The sequence below is a fragment of the Streptomyces sp. NRRL S-87 genome (genome assembly GCF_000719335.1).
Taxonomy (GTDB): Bacteria; Actinomycetota; Actinomycetes; order Streptomycetales; family Streptomycetaceae; genus Streptomyces.
In genome coordinates this window covers 225,152-241,389 of record NZ_JOGB01000009.1, presented here as the reverse complement: position 1 = coordinate 241,389, position 16,238 = coordinate 225,152, and the positions used below count along the sequence as shown (strand labels likewise).

At 74.8% G+C, this 16,238-nt stretch carries 12 protein-coding genes; 7 read left to right on the top strand and 5 right to left on the bottom strand.

The window, feature by feature from the left end:
- Nucleotides 1–2,093 (top strand): ATP transporter ATP-binding protein/permease (locus IF43_RS0108495; RefSeq protein WP_030196250.1); only part of this gene is annotated, 2,093 nt, incomplete at its 5' end.
- Nucleotides 2,094–2,103: 10 nt separating this feature from the next.
- On the top strand, nucleotides 2,104–2,757 hold the full coding sequence (locus IF43_RS36190) for a hypothetical protein (RefSeq protein ID WP_051794907.1): 654 nt from the start codon (nucleotides 2,104–2,106) through the stop codon (nucleotides 2,755–2,757).
- 68 nt (nucleotides 2,758–2,825) lie between these two features.
- Here the strand turns inward: IF43_RS36190 and IF43_RS0108485 are convergent, their stop codons facing one another.
- Entirely contained in the window at nucleotides 2,826–4,160 is a 1,335-nt protein-coding gene (locus IF43_RS0108485) for a streptophobe family protein (protein WP_267884732.1), read from the bottom strand.
- Nucleotides 4,161–4,711: 551 nt separating this feature from the next.
- On the opposite strand from IF43_RS0108485, the gene IF43_RS0108480 reads away from it, so the two are divergent.
- Nucleotides 4,712–5,977, top strand: a complete 1,266-nt coding sequence (locus IF43_RS0108480) for a DUF6777 domain-containing protein (RefSeq protein WP_030196246.1) — start codon at nucleotides 4,712–4,714, stop codon at nucleotides 5,975–5,977.
- Between the two features lie 168 nt (nucleotides 5,978–6,145).
- A complete protein-coding gene (locus IF43_RS42470) occupies nucleotides 6,146–8,449 on the top strand; it encodes a SpoIIE family protein phosphatase (protein ID WP_078909985.1) in 2,304 nt (767 codons plus the stop codon).
- A 29-nt stretch (nucleotides 8,450–8,478) separates the two neighbouring features.
- Here the strand turns inward: IF43_RS42470 and IF43_RS0108470 are convergent, their stop codons facing one another.
- Nucleotides 8,479–9,213, bottom strand: coding sequence for a DUF4328 domain-containing protein (locus tag IF43_RS0108470; protein WP_030196242.1), 735 nt, complete (start codon nucleotides 9,211–9,213; stop codon nucleotides 8,479–8,481).
- A gap of 246 nt (nucleotides 9,214–9,459) precedes the next feature.
- On the opposite strand from IF43_RS0108470, the gene IF43_RS0108465 reads away from it, so the two are divergent.
- Nucleotides 9,460–10,443 (top strand): helix-turn-helix domain-containing protein, encoded by a 984-nt coding sequence (locus tag IF43_RS0108465; protein WP_030196239.1) that lies wholly within the window; start codon nucleotides 9,460–9,462, stop codon nucleotides 10,441–10,443.
- 75 nt (nucleotides 10,444–10,518) lie between these two features.
- Here IF43_RS0108465 and IF43_RS0108460 read toward each other — a convergent pair whose 3' ends face one another.
- A complete protein-coding gene (locus IF43_RS0108460; protein ID WP_030196237.1) occupies nucleotides 10,519–11,499 on the bottom strand; it encodes an AraC family transcriptional regulator in 981 nt (326 codons plus the stop codon).
- A 100-nt stretch (nucleotides 11,500–11,599) separates the two neighbouring features.
- On the opposite strand from IF43_RS0108460, the gene IF43_RS0108455 reads away from it, so the two are divergent.
- Nucleotides 11,600–12,502: an MBL fold metallo-hydrolase gene (locus tag IF43_RS0108455; RefSeq protein ID WP_030196234.1), complete on the top strand. Its 903-nt coding sequence runs from the start codon at nucleotides 11,600–11,602 to the stop codon at nucleotides 12,500–12,502.
- A gap of 74 nt (nucleotides 12,503–12,576) precedes the next feature.
- Here IF43_RS0108455 and IF43_RS0108450 read toward each other — a convergent pair whose 3' ends face one another.
- The gene (locus IF43_RS0108450; RefSeq protein WP_030196231.1) at nucleotides 12,577–14,544 is read right to left on the bottom strand and encodes an ABC transporter permease; all 1,968 of its coding nucleotides are present in this window, start codon (nucleotides 14,542–14,544) and stop codon (nucleotides 12,577–12,579) included.
- 199 nt (nucleotides 14,545–14,743) lie between these two features.
- A complete protein-coding gene (gene modA / locus IF43_RS0108445) occupies nucleotides 14,744–15,559 on the bottom strand; it encodes a molybdate ABC transporter substrate-binding protein (RefSeq protein WP_030196228.1) in 816 nt (271 codons plus the stop codon).
- Between the two features lie 210 nt (nucleotides 15,560–15,769).
- Between modA and IF43_RS0108440 the strand changes: the two genes are divergently transcribed.
- Nucleotides 15,770–16,165, top strand: coding sequence for an RNA-binding S4 domain-containing protein (locus IF43_RS0108440; RefSeq protein ID WP_051794904.1), 396 nt, complete (start codon nucleotides 15,770–15,772; stop codon nucleotides 16,163–16,165).
- The last annotated feature ends 73 nt before the right edge of the window (nucleotides 16,166–16,238 follow it).

The following is a 16,238-nucleotide window of genomic DNA, read 5'->3' as shown; positions in this document are numbered from 1 at the left end:
CGCCCGCGCCGCGCGGCGTGGCCAACCCGCGGCTGACCGGCACCTTCTCGCGGCCCAGCGCCGTCCGCGCGCTCGCCGCCCGGCCCGCCGTCCGGATCGGCCGCGCCCCGGACAACGACATCGTCATCGACGACCTCATCGTCTCCCGCCGCCACGCCGAGCTGCGCGCCCTCCCCGACGGCCGGTACGAGATCGCCGACCTCGGCAGCCACAACGGCGTCTTCCTGAACGGCACCCGGGTCGCCGACACCGCCCCCGTGGTCCCCGGCGACATCGTCGGCATCGGCCGGTCCGCCTTCTGCCTCGTCGGCGACCAGCTCCAGGAGTACGTCGACACCGGCGACGTCTCCCTCGACGTCCAGGACATCTCCGTGGCCGTGCCCGGCCCCGGCGGCCAGGGCCGCAAGACCCTCCTCGACCGGGTCTCGTTCCCGGTCGGCTCCAGGACCCTGCTCGCCGTCATCGGCCCCAGCGGCGCCGGCAAGTCCACCCTCCTCGGCGCGCTGACCGGGCTGCGCCCCGCCGACCGCGGCACCGTCCTCTACGACGGCCGCGACCTCTACCGCGACTACGCGGAACTGCGCAGCCGCATCGGCCTCGTGCCCCAGGACGACATCCTGCACGCCCAGCTCACCGTCCGCCGCGCCCTCGCCTACGCCGCCGAACTGCGCTTCCCGCAGGACACCGCCAAGGCGGAGCGGGAGGCCCGGGTCGACGAGGTGATCCGTGAACTCGGGCTCGACCAACGCGCCGGCCAGCCGATCCACAGCCTCTCCGGCGGCCAGCGCAAGCGCGTCAGCGTAGCCCTCGAACTGCTCACCAAGCCCTCCCTCCTCTTCCTCGACGAGCCCACCTCGGGACTGGACCCCGGCATGGACCGCTCCGTCATGCACATGCTGCGCGGACTGGCCGACGACGGCCGCACCGTCATCGTCGTCACCCACAGCGTGCTCAGCCTCGACGTGTGCGACCGGCTGCTCGTCCTGGCCCCCGGCGGCCGGATCGCCTACTACGGGCCGCCCGCCGACACCCTCGAGTACTTCGGTTTCGCCCAGTGGCCCGAGGCCTTCGAGGCCTTCGAGCTGCAGCGGGAGCGCGACTGGGCGGGCGAGTACCTCGCCTCGCCCCAGCACCGCCGCTTCGTCGCGGACGCCGGCGACCGGCCCGGACGCGCCGGACCCGGTTCCGGTTCCGGATCCGGGCCCGAGGGGCGTCCGGGGGCCGTAAACGGACCTCCCGGCACGCCCGGCCACGCCCCCGCGGCCCCGCCGCCCAAGGCGCAGAGCTGGGGCTCCCAACTGGGCACCCTGGTACGGCGCTATGCGGCAGCCCTCAGCGCCGACCGCACCTTCATCGCCATCATGATCGCCCTGCCGTTCGTCATGGGAGCCATGGCCCGCGGCCTCGCCGGCAGCACCCTCACCCGGGAGACGGCGATGAACGCCCTGCTCATCCTGTGCGTGGGCGGCGTGCTCACCGGCGCCGCCAACGCCGTCCGCGAGCTGGTCAAGGAGCGCGTCATCTACCAGCGCGAGCGGGCCGTCGGCCTGTCGCGGTCCGCCTACCTGATGTCCAAGGTGGTGGTGCTCGGCACGATCACCGTGGTGCAGGCCGTCGTCCTCACCCTCGTGGGCCTGGCCGGGGTCGACACCAACGCCCCCGGCGGACGGGGCGTGCTGCTGCCACCGCTGCCCGAGATCGTCCTGGCGGTGGCCCTGCTGTCGTTCACCGCCATGATGCTGGGCCTCGTGGTCTCCGCCCTGGTGCGCAAGGAGGAGGTGACCATGCCGCTGCTGGTCCTCCTCGCCATCGTCCAGGTGGTGTTCTGCGGAGCCCTGCTCACCCTGCACGGCGTACCCGGCCTGGAGCAGTTGGCGTGGCTTGTGCCCTCCCGGTGGGCGTTGGGCGCCATGGCCGGCACGATCGACCTCGGGAGGATCGTGCCCGGCAAGATCAGCTCCGATCCGCTCTTCGAGCACGCCACCGCGGTCTGGCTGCTGGACCTCGGGATGCTCGTCGTCCTGTCCGTGTTCTTCGGGGCCCTGGTGGCGTGGCTGCTGCGCCGCCACGAGCCGGCCGTCATGCGCAAGTGAAGGGGCCGCCATGAGCGAGGACTACGTCGACCCCGGCTTCCGGCCCACCCATGTGGTGCCGCAGGACGGGCTGGCCGCCTGGGAGGCCCCCGACGTCTCCCGGCCCACCGCACCGCTGGACCCGTTCCTGCCCGTACAGCTGCTGGCCCGGCGCGGTGAGTGGGCCGAGATCGCCTGCGCCAACGGGTGGACCGCGTGGGTGGACGGCCGCCTGCTGGTCGCCGTACCGCAGCCGCCGCCCACCGCCGGGCGGCCGCTCTCGCGCAGCCAGGACCCCCGGCCGCTGCTCACCCGCGCCACCGAGGCCCTGGAGCACTACCGCCGGGCCGCCCAGGAGCTGGCCGCCGGCCGCATGGACCGGGCGGCCTTCCGCCAGGACACCCGGGGCCTGCGGATCGGCGTGGTCGTCGACGGCGAGTCGGTGTGGCTGTACGACGACGCGGCCGGGCGCTGGATGTACGGCGAGGGCACCCGCCTCACCACCTTCGCCACCACCACCGGCCCGGGCGGTTCCCCCTCCGCCCCCGACCGCCGACGCAGCCGGGCGCCCGCCCCGCAGCCCCCGGCCGCCGAACCCGCGTCCGCCGCCACGGCCCCACCCCCGGGCCCCGGCACGACCCGGATCGTGTCCTTCGACGAACTGGGCCGGAACGACGACGAGTGAGCGGAGCACCACCAGGCACCCGGGGCCGTCGACGGTCACAGGAGCACCAACGGGCGCGACGAAGGCGTTCAGGCGGTCTTGTCGGGTTCGGTGGTGGGGCGTCGAGGTGGCGGGGCCTCGCCGTGGTGGCGGACGCGGGTGGCGAGCAGGCCGCCGACGAAGCCCGCCACCGCACCCCACAGGACCGCGAGGCCGACCGTGCGCAGCATGAGCGGGCGCAGCTCCACCCGGCCGCCCAGACCGCCGTCCACGTCGCCGAGGCCCAGGAGCGACAGGCCCACCTGCGCGTGCACGCCGGCCAGCAGGCACACCGTCAGCGCCGCCAGGCCCAGGGCCACCGCCAGGTGCAGGGCGTGCTGCCAGGGCCTGACCCGGGCCGGCGACCGTACCGCCATCGCGAACGCGGCCGCCAGGACAAGCACCGCGGCCAGCGGGACCAGCCACCAGTACCAGCCGTTCCGGGCGGCCAGCGTGCCCACGTCGACACGGGACAGGTCCGGGGTGCGCAGCACCTGGTCCAGGGCGTGCGGCATCGGCAGCCCGAACGGCCCGTCGACCCGGCCCTCCCACGCCCCACCCAGGCCCAGGGTGAGGGCGATCCACGCCAGGTTGGGCAACCCGAGCAGCATGACGGCGAAGGTCTCGGTCGCGTGGCCGCGGGTGCCGGCCGTGACGAGGCCGACGACGACGCCCAGGACCACGTACGCGAGCAGCAGGCCGGCCACCGCGGACGCGGCGGGCCGGACGGCCGTGTGGAAGCGCAGCAGCCGCGGCGGCAGCGGCGCGCGGGGGGAGACCAGCAGTGCCAGTACGAGCAGCCCCACGATCCACAGCAGCCCGAAGCCGAGGGTGGCCCCGACGTCGGCGGCGAAGCCCACCGTGGGGGTGGCGTCGAGGAGGTCGGTCAGGTCGCCCAGCGGGTTGTCGCCGATCGAGACGCCGAAGGTCTGCCGCGCGAACGCCGCGAAGCCGGCCAGGACGAGGAGCCAGAGCACCGTCAACTGAACGGCCCGGAGGACGAGTTCGCGGGCACTGGCCACGGCGCGGTGGCGCAGCGGGCGGACGAAGAGGTACCCGGTCGTCAGGGCGCCGACCAGCGTCACCGACAGCGGCAGGACGGACAGGTCCGCCTGCGCGTCCGCGAGGAAGCCGGCCCCGCCCGAGATGTCCACCGCCCCGCCGGAGGCCAGCACGACCACCGCCGCGATCACGCGGGGGAAGGCCGCGCGGGGGAGGTCGGCCGCGCCCGCGGCCCACAGGCCGAGTGCGGCCGTGGCGGTCATCGCCACGAAGCCGGCGAGGACGGCGATCAGGCCGTCGCCCCAGCCGCGTACCGCGGCCCTACGCTCGGTGCCCCGGCGGGAATCCGCCGCCGCGGGGGAGTTCGCTGCCATACGGCTCACACGGCCCACCGTAGACACGGCCCGGCCCGGCCGCGCGCCGACGGCCCGCCCCCGGTCGGCGACCTGGCCAGCGTCTGCGCAGGTCAGAAGGGTGTGGGGGGCGGCGGGTGGTCGCCTTGGCTTGCGGTGGACGCCCGTTCGGCGTGCACAATGGTCCGCAGGAGTGATGAAGTCCGTCATTTCGTGATTTCTCGCTGACTCTCCCCCCGGGAGGAGGCCTCGTGACCGCTCAGCCGTCCGGCCCGCCGTCGTCCGGCCGCCCCACAGGACCCCCTTCCGGCCCCCTCTCCGGGGGCCAGCAGCCGCCTCCGCCCCCGCCCCCCGGACCGCCGCACGGCGGTGACGGCTACGGCGGCCCACCCACGATCGGCGGCCCCGGTGGGCCGCCCAGTGGTCCCAGTGGTCCCGGTGGCCCCTCCGGCCCCTCCGGAGGCGGCCAGCCACCCACCGGCGGGACCGGTGGCGCCGGCGGGGCGGGTGGGGCCGGCGGCCCCGGGGGCGGACGCCCCTGGTGGCGCTCCCCGGCCCGGATCGGCACCGCGGTCGTCGCCGTGGCGGCCGCCGTCACCCTCGGCCTCGTCCTCAGCCACGGGAGCGCGGGCGCCGGCGAGCTCTTCCTCCAGCCGGCCGCCTCCGCGGGCCCGGACCCGTTCACCCAGTCCACGGCGCAGGGCGCCGCGGTCCCGCAGACCGCCACCCCGCAGTCACCCACTCCGGCCGGCAACCAGCCGACGCGGGGCACGACGAGCATCAGCGGCAACACGCCCGGCGTGTACGCCGGCACCCGCAACGTCCCCAGCTGCGACGTGGAGAAGCAGATCAGCCTGCTGAAGCAGGACCCCTCCCGCAACGCCGCCTTCGCGGGCACCCTCGGCGTCGCACCCGCCACCGTCCCCGGCTACCTGCGCGCGCTCACCCCGGTGCAGCTGCGCGCCGACACCCGCGTCACCAACCACGGCTACCAGGACGGGAAGACCACCACCTACCAGTCCGTGCTGCAGGCCGGCACCGCCGTGCTGGTCGACGCCCGGGGCGTGCCGCGCGTACGGTGCGCCTGCGGCAACCCGCTGGGCGAGCCCGTCGCGCTGAAATCCAACCCGAAGCAGCAGGGTGTGCGCTGGTCGACGTACCAGCCGGCGAAGGTGGTCGTGATCCGGCCCGCGGTGACGGTCGTCAACACCTTCGTCGTCATCGACCCGCACGAGCACGAGTGGTTCGAGCGGCACCGCGGTGACCACCACGGCAAGCACGACAAGGTCGTGCCCCCGCCGATCATCCGGCCGCCGGTGACCTTCCCGCCGACGCCGGGCAAGACCTCGCCGTCGCCCGGCGGGACCTCTCCGTCGCCGAGCGGGACCAAGCCGTCCCCCAGCGGAACGAAGCCGTCGCCGAGCGGTACGTCGCCGTCCTCGAGCGCCACCTCACCGTCGCCGGGCAAGAGCTCACCCTCGCCGGGCAAGAGCTCGCCCTCGCCCAGCGGTACGTCGCCCTCGCCGTCGCCCAGCGGTACGTCGCCGTCCCCGAGCGCCACCTCACCGTCGCCGAGCAAGAGCTCACCGTCGGCGAAGTCGGGCTCGCCCTCGCCGAGCAAGAGCTCGCCCTCGGCGAAGTCGACCTCTCCGTCCCCGTCCCCGGCCACCAGCTCGCCGTCGCCCACCAGGAGCCCGCAGCGGCCGAGCACCTCGGAGAAGCCGACGAGCAAGGTGCCGACCGCGCCCGCGACCTCGGCGGTTCCGCCGGCGTCCTCGGCTCCGGCCTCGCCGCTCACCCCGCCTCCGGCCCCCTCTCCGTCGGTAACGCCGCCGCTGATCCCGTAGCGATGGCGACGGCAGTGACGGCGACGGCAGTGACGGCGACGGCCCGCCCCACGGGCGCCGCGATCCGGATTGCGGCGCTTCCACCGCGACCCCCGGGGTTCCCATGAAACGGATTCTTGCCCTCCGCAAGTCGTCCCGTACGACGCCGATCGGTGAGACAGTGGCTCCATGGCCGATTGGGGAGTGACCCAGGCCCCGGTGCCCACTCCGGACGAGTGGCCCGCGGGTCCCGAGCGGAGCCTCGCGCTCAACCGCCTCGGCACCTTCGACTGGGACCTCGACAGCGGGCAGATGCACCTGGACGCCACCGCGCTCGAGGTGTTCTCGCTGAGCCCTGAGGAATGGGGCGGCACGGCCGCCTCGCTGCGCCGGCGGATCCCGCCCGGCGAGGACGCCCGCCTCGACGCCCGCATCGCCCAGGCGCTCAAGAACGGCCGCTCCGAGTACGGGGCCTACTTCCGCATCCGGCTCCCCGGCGGCGGCTCCCGCTGGACCCACACCCAGGGTCACATCCTGCGCGACGCGGCCGGACGCCCGTACCGGGTCATCGGCATCGTCCGCGACGCCTCCCTGGACCCGCGCGAGCCGGGCGGGTTCGCCGAGCAGGACGAGGGCCGCCAGCGGATGACCGGCGTGGTCGAGCGCACCACCGCGATCCTCGCGCACGCCCGCACCGTCAACGACGTCATCGACATCCTCAAGGACCCCGAGGCCCTCGGGCACCTCGGGGCGGTGAGCGTGATGCTGGGCGTGGTGGACGGCGGCCGCATCCACCTGGTCGCGGAGGGCCAGCTCGGCGCGTACGTACCGGAGATCGAGTACACCCGGATCGACGCCGGGTTCCCGATGAGCGAGGCCGTGCGCACGATGCGGCCGGTCTACCTGGCCTCCCGGGACGAGTTCCAGGAGCGCTACCCCGTGCTGTGGCCGTACGTCTCCCCGCTGTCGGTGCGCAGCGGCGCTTACCTGCCGCTGATCGCCCAGGGCCGTCCGATCGGCGTGCTGGGGCTGCTCTATGCGCGCGACGGCGACTTCACCGCCGAGGAGCGCAACCTGCTGGTCGCCCTGAGCAGCGGCATCGCGCAGAGCCTGCAGCGGGCCATGCTGTACGAGCAGGAGCACGACCTGGCGGAGGGGCTGCAGCGCGCGATGCTGCCGCGCAGCATCCCGGACGTGCCCGGCACGCAGATCGCCGTGCGGTACCGGGCCGCGCGCATGGGCCGCGACATCGGCGGCGACTGGTACGACGTGATCCCCCTGGCTGAGGGTCGGATCGGCGTCATGATCGGCGACGTCGAGGGGCATGACACGGACGCGGCCGCGGTCATGGGCCAGCTCCGGATCGTGCTCCGCGCGTACGTCACCGAGGGGCACACCCCGGGGACCGCGATGGCCCGTGCCTCGGCGTTCCTGCGCGAGCTGGACACCGAGCGCTTCGCCACCTGCACGTATGCGGAGATGGACGTGGCCACCGGCCTGCTCCAGCTGGTCCGGGCCGGGCACCTCGACCCCGTGGTGCGGCGCGGGGACGGCAGCTGCCACCGGGTCGTGGTGGCCGGCGGGCTGCCCCTCGGGCTGACGCACCGGCAGGGGCCTGGACCGGTCGGGGGACTGGGGGCGGGTGGAGGTTCGGGGAAGTCCGGAGGTGCGGGGGCGGCCGGTGGGCAGGGCACGGCCGGTGGGCAGGGCGCGGCGGGTGGGACTGGCCATGCCGGTGGAGTGGGCCAGGCCGGCGGGCAGGGCTCCGCGGGCGGGCTCGGGCTGGTGAGCGGGCAGGGCTACCCGGTCACTGCGCTTGAGCTGCACCCGGGTGAAACGCTTCTGCTGTGCACCGACGGCCTGATCGAGCGGCCCGGCTTCGACCCCGATGTCGGCATGCGGGAGTTCATGGCCGCGGTCCGGGACGGACCGGCCGACCTGGAGGAACTGGCCGACCTGCTGTGCGACCTGGTCGGCGACGCGGGCAGCGGGGACGACATGGCCCTGCTGCTGCTGCGCCGGCACGGCACGCCCGCCCCGCGCGGCGGCGGCCCGCTGCGCCAGCACCTGGCCCCCGGCGACCCCGACGCCCCCGCCACCGCCCGGCACCTGATCCGGGCCGCGGCCGCGGCGTGGGGCGCGTGGGAGCGGGCCGACGCGATCGAGCTCGCGGCGGACGAACTGATGACCAACGCCCTGGTGCACACCGAGGGCGGCGGGGTCGTCACCGTCCGGCTGACCGCCGACGGGCGGGTCCGGGTCGAGGTCGAGGACACCTCCAGCGCCCTCCCGCGCCGCCGGGAGGCCGACGACTGGGCGGTCTCGGGGCGCGGGCTGATGCTCGTCGAGCAGCTCTCGGACGCGTGGGGCGTGGAACCCCGGGGCGGCGGCAAATACGTGTGGGCCGAGTTCGCGATCCCGGACGCGGACGCGGACGCGGACGCGGATGGGAATGCGGATGCGGATGGGGCTGGGGACGCCGGGGCGACCTGATGGCGGGGCGGCGCCGGCGCGTCCCCCGCTCAGACCGCTGCTACGACCGGGCCCTGTGCGGCCTTGGCGTGCTGCATGGCCGTGAGCTTGCGTACGAAGAGCACGGCGAGGGCGGCCGCGACGACGTCGAGGGCGTCACTGACCAGCATCGTCGTGGCGGCGGAGTGCAGCGCATCAGCGGTTTCGGCGTGCCCGTAGACGCGGCTCGCGTAGCGCCCCACGAGGGTGGACAGGACGAAGACGCCCCACCAGCAGTTCACCGCGGTCAGCCGGACCCGGCGGTAGCTGCCGTCCGCCGCGAAGGGCGTGCTCGACCCCCAGGTGTCGACGGCGATCCGGTATGGGATCCAGAGATTGGCGATCGGTACGAACCAGCCGCCGATCGCCCAACCGCGCTTGCGCTTGTCCGCGCCCGGGGCGAACACCTCGGCGTTCGTGCGCACGCGGTGGAACCAGACGATGAACACGATGCCGGTCACGAGCGTGGCGGCGCTCTGGAGCGTGCCGGCCACGCCGTTCATCGTGTCGCCACGGTTCAGCTCGGCGGCGCTCACCGAACCGGAGTCCGCCAGGACCCGCTCCATGAGCGAGCGCAGGTTCCAGTCGGCGAACACGGCGAAGAGGTCGGTCCCTACGACCAGTGCGAAGAGCACCGCCAAGGCGATGGCCAGGCCGCGCGGCGAGCGCAACCGGACGCCCTTCAGATCGGGAGCGGCGTACGGATACGGGGCCGGGGCCGGAGGGCCGGCCGGGGCAGCGGACATGCTGAGGAAACCCCCATGGGTACGGAGCGGAGAACGGCACGCCGGACGGGCGGGCCAGGGAGGAACCTACGCCAGTCGATCGGCCTGCGTCCACGCAGAAAATCCCAGGTCAGAGCGGTATCAGATAGGAGTTAAGGGGGCGTGAGGGGCGCTCGGGACAATCGAACCGAGGGATGGTGGACGGGCCCACCCGGGCCACCGGGCCGCCCGGGCAGCCAGGGCGGGCGCGGGGTAGCGTACGGGGCCATGATCAGGTTCGTGCTCGGCGTCGAGGACCTGGCGGACACGCGGTTCGCGCTGTCGCCACTGGGGGAGACCGTGCTGAGCCTGCGCGTGCTGCGCGATCCGGGGCTGGGCGCGCTGCACCTGCCGTGGCGGCGTGCGGTGTTGCCGCGGATCGCCGGGCTCGACACCGGGCTGCTGATGGCCCTCGTGGCCGAACGGCTCACGCTGCCGGACTTCGTCACCCCGCCGTCGGAGCGGTTCGCACCGGACTTCGAGGAGGAGTTGGCGGTGGTCTGGAGGACCCCTGCCGCCCAGGTGCGTCGCGACCTGGTGGACGCGCACCAGCCCGATCCGTTGCCCGCGCCGCTGCGCGACGCGCTCGCCGGGGACGACCGGGTGGTGGAGGCACTGCGCGACCGGGTGTGCGTGCTGCTGCGCGCGTACTGGGAGATCGCCGTGCGACCCCTGTGGCCGCGGATGCGACTGCTGCTCGAGGCGGACATGACGTACCGGGCCCGGCAGCTCGCCCTCGGCGGGGCCCGCCGGCTGTTCGCCGGGATGCACCCGAACCTGTCGTGGCACGCCGGTGTGCTGCACATCGACAAGATGATCAGCGAGCACACGGTGGCCGCCGCGGGGCGCGGACTCCTGCTGTCCCCTTCGGTGTTCGTGCACAAGCCCGCGCCGCCGGTCAGTCCCGAGGCGCCGCCGTCGTTGATCTATCCGAGTCGCGGGGTGGCCACGTTGTGGGACCCCGTGCCGGAGGGGCCACCGGGTGCGCTCGGGGCGCTGCTGGGCGCCGCCAGGGCGCGGCTGCTCGGGCTACTCGACGAGCCCTTGGCCACCGTGGAGCTCGCCGAGCGGCTGCGGGTGACGCCCAGTGCGGTGTCGCAGCACCTCAAGGTCCTCTACGACGCGGGTCTGGTGGCACGGGCCCGCGACGGCCGGCGGGTGCTGTACCGGCGCAGCGCACTCGGTGACGGGCTGATGGGGCGGGTGGGGTGAGGGGGAGTGTCCAGTGGGTCCAGCAGGTGGGTGGTGGTGTGAGTGGGGGGTGAGTCGGGTTCCTGGCGTGCGGTGTCAGTCCGTCAGGGCGGTCCGAACCGGGTCCGGTTCGGACCGGTCCCGGTAGCGGCCCGGGGTCGTGCCGAACTCGCGGTTGAAGGCGTGTGAGAAGGCGTACGGAGTGCCGTAGCCGACGCGGCGGGCCACCGTGGCCAGCGGGTCCGGGGTGTCCCTGAGGAGGGTCGCCGCGAACGTCAGCCGCCACCAGGTCAGGTACGCCATCGGGGGCCGGCCCACCAAGGCGGTGAACCGGCGGGCCAGGGTCGGGCGGGACACCCCCGCCTCCGCGGCGAGGCGCTCGTTGGTCCAGGGCGCCGCGGGGTCGGAGTGCAGGGCGCGCAGCGCGGCCGCCACCACCGGATCGCCCAGTACGGCGGGCCAGGTGCCGGCCGCGGCGTCGGCCAGCCACGCCCGGACCATGTAGACGAGGAGCAGGTCGAGCAGGCTCGGCAGGGCGATGCAGGAGCCCGGCCGGCGGTCGTTCAGCTCACGGCCCAACAGGTCGATGGCCGACCGGAGTTCGGGGTGGGCGCCGACGCGGTTGGGGAGGTGGATGACCTCCGGCAGTTCCGCCATGAGCGGATGGACGCGGCTGCGGTCGAGCCGGTACTTGCCGCACAGGAACTCGACCTCCCCCGCTCCGGACCCCGCTCCGGACGCGGTGGCGTGCCCCCTCCCGGGCGGGGGTGCGGCTGCGGTGCCGTTGCCGTCCAGCCACGCCTCGAACGGCACCGCCCGCGCCAGGCGGTGGGCGTCCGCGTCCACGTCCGCGAGTACGTGCTCCGTACCGTGCGGCAGCAGCACCGCGTCTCCCGCGCCGAGGGTCAGGGTCCGGCCGTCGCCGGACTGCAGGCGGCAGCCGCCCCGCATCACCACGTGGAAGCCGGCGCCCTCGTACGGCGCCAGCCGGGTGCTCCAACTCCCCTCGACCCGCACCCGGTTGGAGGAAGGCCGGCCGATGCGTACCGCTGCGATCGCGTCGCTCACCACGTCCATCGGCGCAGCGTACCCCGTCGCTCCACGGTGAGACGGACGCGTATCCAGCTGAGGCTGACGCGCATTGAGAGCCTCATGGGAGGCTTCGTAGGGTCGGGGCATGGACAGTGAGAACGTGCAGAGGTTCGTGCTGGGCGACGTCGAGGTCACCCGGGTCATCGAGTGGCGGGGCCCGTTCGTGCCCGCCGGCGACCTGGTGCCCGGGGCGGCGCCCGCGCTCTGGGAGGACAACCGGGACCGACTGGCCCCGGACCACTGGGACCTCGCCGCCGACCGGGCGGTGATCGCGCTGCAGACGTGGGTGCTGCGCAGCGGCGGACGGACCGTGCTGGTCGACACGAACGTGGGCAACGGGCGGGAGCGGCCGGGCAACCCGGCGTTCCACCAGCAGCAGGGCGACTTCCTCGGCGGGCTGGCCGCGGCCGGGGTCCGTCCCGAGGACGTCGACGTCGTGGTCAACACCCACATCCACGGTGACCACGTCGGCTGGAACACCACCGGGGTCGCGGGGGAGTGGGTGCCCACCTTCCCCAACGCCCGCTACCTGCTGCCGGCCGCCGACGACCACCACTACGGACCGGACAACGGCTACGGGCGGGGCGCGCGCGTGGACGACCGGCTGATCTACGAGGACAGCATCGCGCCCGTGCACCGCGCCGGGCAGGCCGAGCTGTGGGACGGCACGCACCGCATCGACGCGTACCTCACCCTGGAGTCGGCCCCCGGGCACACGCCCGGATCGTCCGTGCTGCGCCTGGAGTCCGGGGGCGATCGGGCGGTGTTCGTCGGCGACCTGATGCACAGCCCCGTGCAGGTCCTCGCCCCGACCTGCAACAGCTGCTTCTGCCTGGACCCGGCCGGGGCGGCGGCCAGTCGCCTACGTGTGCTGGAACGCGCTGCGGACCTGGGCGAGTTGGTGGTGCCGGCGCACTTCGGCGGATCGGGTGCGGTCGAAGTGCGGCGGGCGGGCGGGGCGTTCACCTTCGGGGCGTGGCCGGCCTGACCCGTGCCGGTCGGCCCGGCTCCCGCAAGGCGTGGCCCGCCCCGGCCGCACCGGATGTGAGGGGCGGGGCCCGCTCACAGCGACACGAGCGTGACCTCGGTGGCCTTGACGCTGGTCCAGACGTCGGCGCCCTCGGCCAGCGCGAGGTCGGCGGCGGCCTGCGGGGTGATCTCGGCGACCAGGTCGGGGGCGTCGTCCGAGGTGATGAGGACCCGCAGGCGGCTGCCGACCGAGGTGATCTCGCGCACGGTGCCGGGCCACACGTTGCGCGGGCTGCCGGCCGGCCGGTCGCGGTGCACGGACACGGCCTCGGGCGCGATGATCGCCAGGGCCTCCGTGCCCTCCGCGACCGCGTCCGCCATGACCAGCCGGCCGCCGCCCGCCAAGGCGAGACCGCCCCCGGCCGCCTTTCCGGGCCAGGCGTTGCGCCCCAGCATCCGGGCCACCCAGGGCGAGCGCGGATGCCGCGTCACCTCGGCGGGCGGGGCGTCCTGGAGGGCGCGGCCGCCGTCGAGTACGAGGACCCGGTCGGCCAGCGACACCGCCTCGACCGGGTCGTGCGTGACGATCAGGCACACCCCGCCGAAGCCAGCGAGGTGCGTGCGCAGGGTGTGCCGCACGTGTGCCCGGGTGGTCTGGTCGAGGGCGGCCAGCGGCTCGTCGAGGAGCAGCAGCCGCGGGCGTGCGGCCAGGGCGCGGGCCAGCGCGACCCGCTGGGCCTGGCCGCCGGAGAGCTGGGCGGGCCGGCGCTGGGCCAGGTGACCGACGCCGAGCCGGTCCAGCCAGTGCTGCGCCTCCCGCCGGGCCCCGGCGCGCGGCACCCCGCGGGCGCGCAGGCCGTACGCGGTGTTGGAGAGCGCGGTCAGGTGCGGGAACAGGGCGCCGTCCTGCGGCACCCAGGCCACTCCGCGGCGGTGCGGGGGGAGGGCGGTGACGTCGGTGTCGCCCAGGCGCAGCCGGGCGTGGGCGCGCGGGGTGAGGCCGAGCAGGGCGCGCAGCAGGGTGGTCTTGCCGGCGCCGTTCTCGCCGACGACGGCGATGGTGGTGCCCGGCGGGGCGTCCAGCGTGAGCTCGTTGAAGCCGGTCACCTCGGCGTGCAGGGGCCACAGCTCGGTGGCGGCCTCCCGGGTCCCCGCCTCGGCGCCGTCGGCCGCCGCAACGCCGGCCGGCGGTGCGGCGGGCCCGCGGACGGGTTCGTCGTCGGTGGGGGCGGGCGCCGCGGCCCGGTCCGGGGCGGGCAGGCCCGTCCAGCGGCCGCGTAGGGCGATCAGCACGGCCATGGCGATGGCCAGGAGCAGCAGCGACAGCGAGGTGGCCGCCTCGGGCCGGTCCTGGAGCAGCAGGTACACCTGGAGGGGGAGGGTCTGGGTGGTGCCGGGCAGGTTGCCCGCGAAGGTGATCGTCGCGCCGAACTCGCCCAGGGCGCGGGCCCACGTGAGTGCCGCGCCCGCGATCAGGCCGGGCGCCACCATCGGCAGCGTGACGGTGAAGAAGACCCGGACCGGCGCAGCGCCGAGCGAGGCGGCGGTCTCCTCGTACCGCGGCCGCAGGCCACCGAGCGCCCCCTCCAGGCTGATCACCAGGAAGGGCATCGCCACGAACGTCGCCGCCACCACGGCGCCCGAGGTGTGGAACGGGAGCGTGATGCCGAACGTGCCCTCCAGCCAGGGGCCCAGCAACCCGCGCCGTCCGAAGCCGAGGAGCAGCGCCACGCCCCCCACCGTGGGCGGCAGGACCATCGGCAGCAGCACCAGCGAGCGCACCACCGCCTTGCCCGGGAAGTCCACCCGCGCCAGCAGCCAGGCCAGCGGTACCCCGAGCAGCAGCGACAGCCCGAGGGCCCACAGCGACACGACCAGCGAGAGGCGGAGCGCCTCGACCACGCCGGGGCTGGTCAGGTGCTCGCCCAGGTCACCCCACGAGGTGCGCGTCAGGATGCCGACCAGCGGCAGCAGCAGGAACGCGACGGCGACCAGCGCGGGCACGGCCAGGGCCAGCGGGGCGCGCGGACGGCCCGGCACTCGGGAGATGGGACGTTTCATCGGGTGGTTCCTGGGGGTCGGTAGCGGGGGGTTCGGTGCGGGGGCCGGCGCTGGTGCCCGGGGGTGGTGCCCGGCCCGGGCAACCGGCCGGAAGACCGCCCCGGACAGCCGGAAGACAACCCCGGAGGTCGGCCGGGGGAACGTACGGAGGGGCCGCCTGTCCCCCCGGACCAGGCAGCCCCTCCCTACGCTGTCCGGACTACGGCTGCTGGAAACCGGCGTCCTGGAGGATCTTCTGCGCCTCGGGCGTGCTCAGCCAGGCGACGAACGCCGCGGCGGCCTCGGCGTTCCTGGAGGTCTTCAGCGTCGCGGCCGGGTACGAGGCCACGGCGTTCTGGGCGTCCGGGATGTCGACGGCGTCGACCTTGCCGGCGGCGTGCGAGGCGTCGGTCTTGTAGACCAGGCCGGCGTCGGCCTCGCCCAGCTCGACCTTGCTGAGCACGGCGCGCACGTTCGGCTCCTGGGAGACCGGCTTCACGACGATCTTCTGCGCGTCGAGGATCTTCTTGCTGTAGCGGCCGACCGGCACCTCGGGCGCGGCGAGCACCACCTTCAGCTTGGTGTCCGCGAGGTCCTTCAGGGCGCCGACCTTGTGCGGGTTGCCCTTGGCCGTGGCGATGACCAGGCGGTTCCTGGCGATCACGGTCGGGGTGCCGGTGTCGGTCTCCAGCCCGTCCATGGTCTTGGTGTCGGCGGTGACCAGGGCGTCGGCGGGGGCGCCCTGCTTGACCTGGGCGGCCAGCTCCTGCGAGCCCGCGAAGGAGAAGGTGATCTTCGTTCCGGGGTGCGCCTTCTCGTACGCCGCGCCGGCGGTCTTGAAGGCGTCGGTCAGGGAGGAGGCCGCGAGCACGGTCAGCTCCGCGCCCTCGGTGCCGGCGGCCGGGGCGGAGGACCCGGTCCCCTTCGCGCCGCCGTCCTTCTTGCTGTCGTCACTTCCGCAGGCGCTCAGCGGTACCAGCAGGGCCGCGGTGACCAGGGCGGCGGCGGCACGGCGACGGTTCGTGGTCAGGGACATGAGGGTCGGACTCCTCGTGGCTGCGGGCCGGCCCGGCCGGTCCGCGACGGGTGCGCCCCACCGGTGACGGGCGGCGTGGCGTCGGGCATGCGCCACAAGGTAGGGGGATGATGGCGGCATTTGCAATTCTCTCGGCGGCTTCCACATGGCAGATGCCGAAGTCGTTGGTTATTCCGACAACCGCGGTGCGATCCCGGCTAGAGTCCTCATATGTCTGCACAGGCTTCTCCCCTCCCTGACCAGGGCGGCTCCGCGCGCGTGGACAGCTGGATCTGGTCCGTACGGCTCACCAGGACCCGCTCCGCGGCGGCCGCGGCCTGCCGGGCGGGGCACGTACGGGTCAACGGGGAGCGCGCCAAGCCGGCGCAACCGGTCAAGCCGGGGGACGAGGTGCGGCTCTTCCACGAGGGCCGCGAGCGCATCGTGATCGTGCAGCGCACCCTCACCAAGCGGGTCGGCGCCCCGGTGGCGGCCGAGTGCCTCATCGACAAGAGCCCCCCGCCCCCCACCCGCGTCGAGCGCGCCGCGACCGGCCTGCGCGACCGCGGCGCCGGACGCCCCACCAAGCGCGAGCGCCGCGACACCGACGCCCTCCGCGGCCGCTGACCCCGGTCCCGGCGCCCGTGCCGGCGGACGTCCGCGGCCGTCCGCCGGCACGCCACCTCGCCGGCCGGCCGGC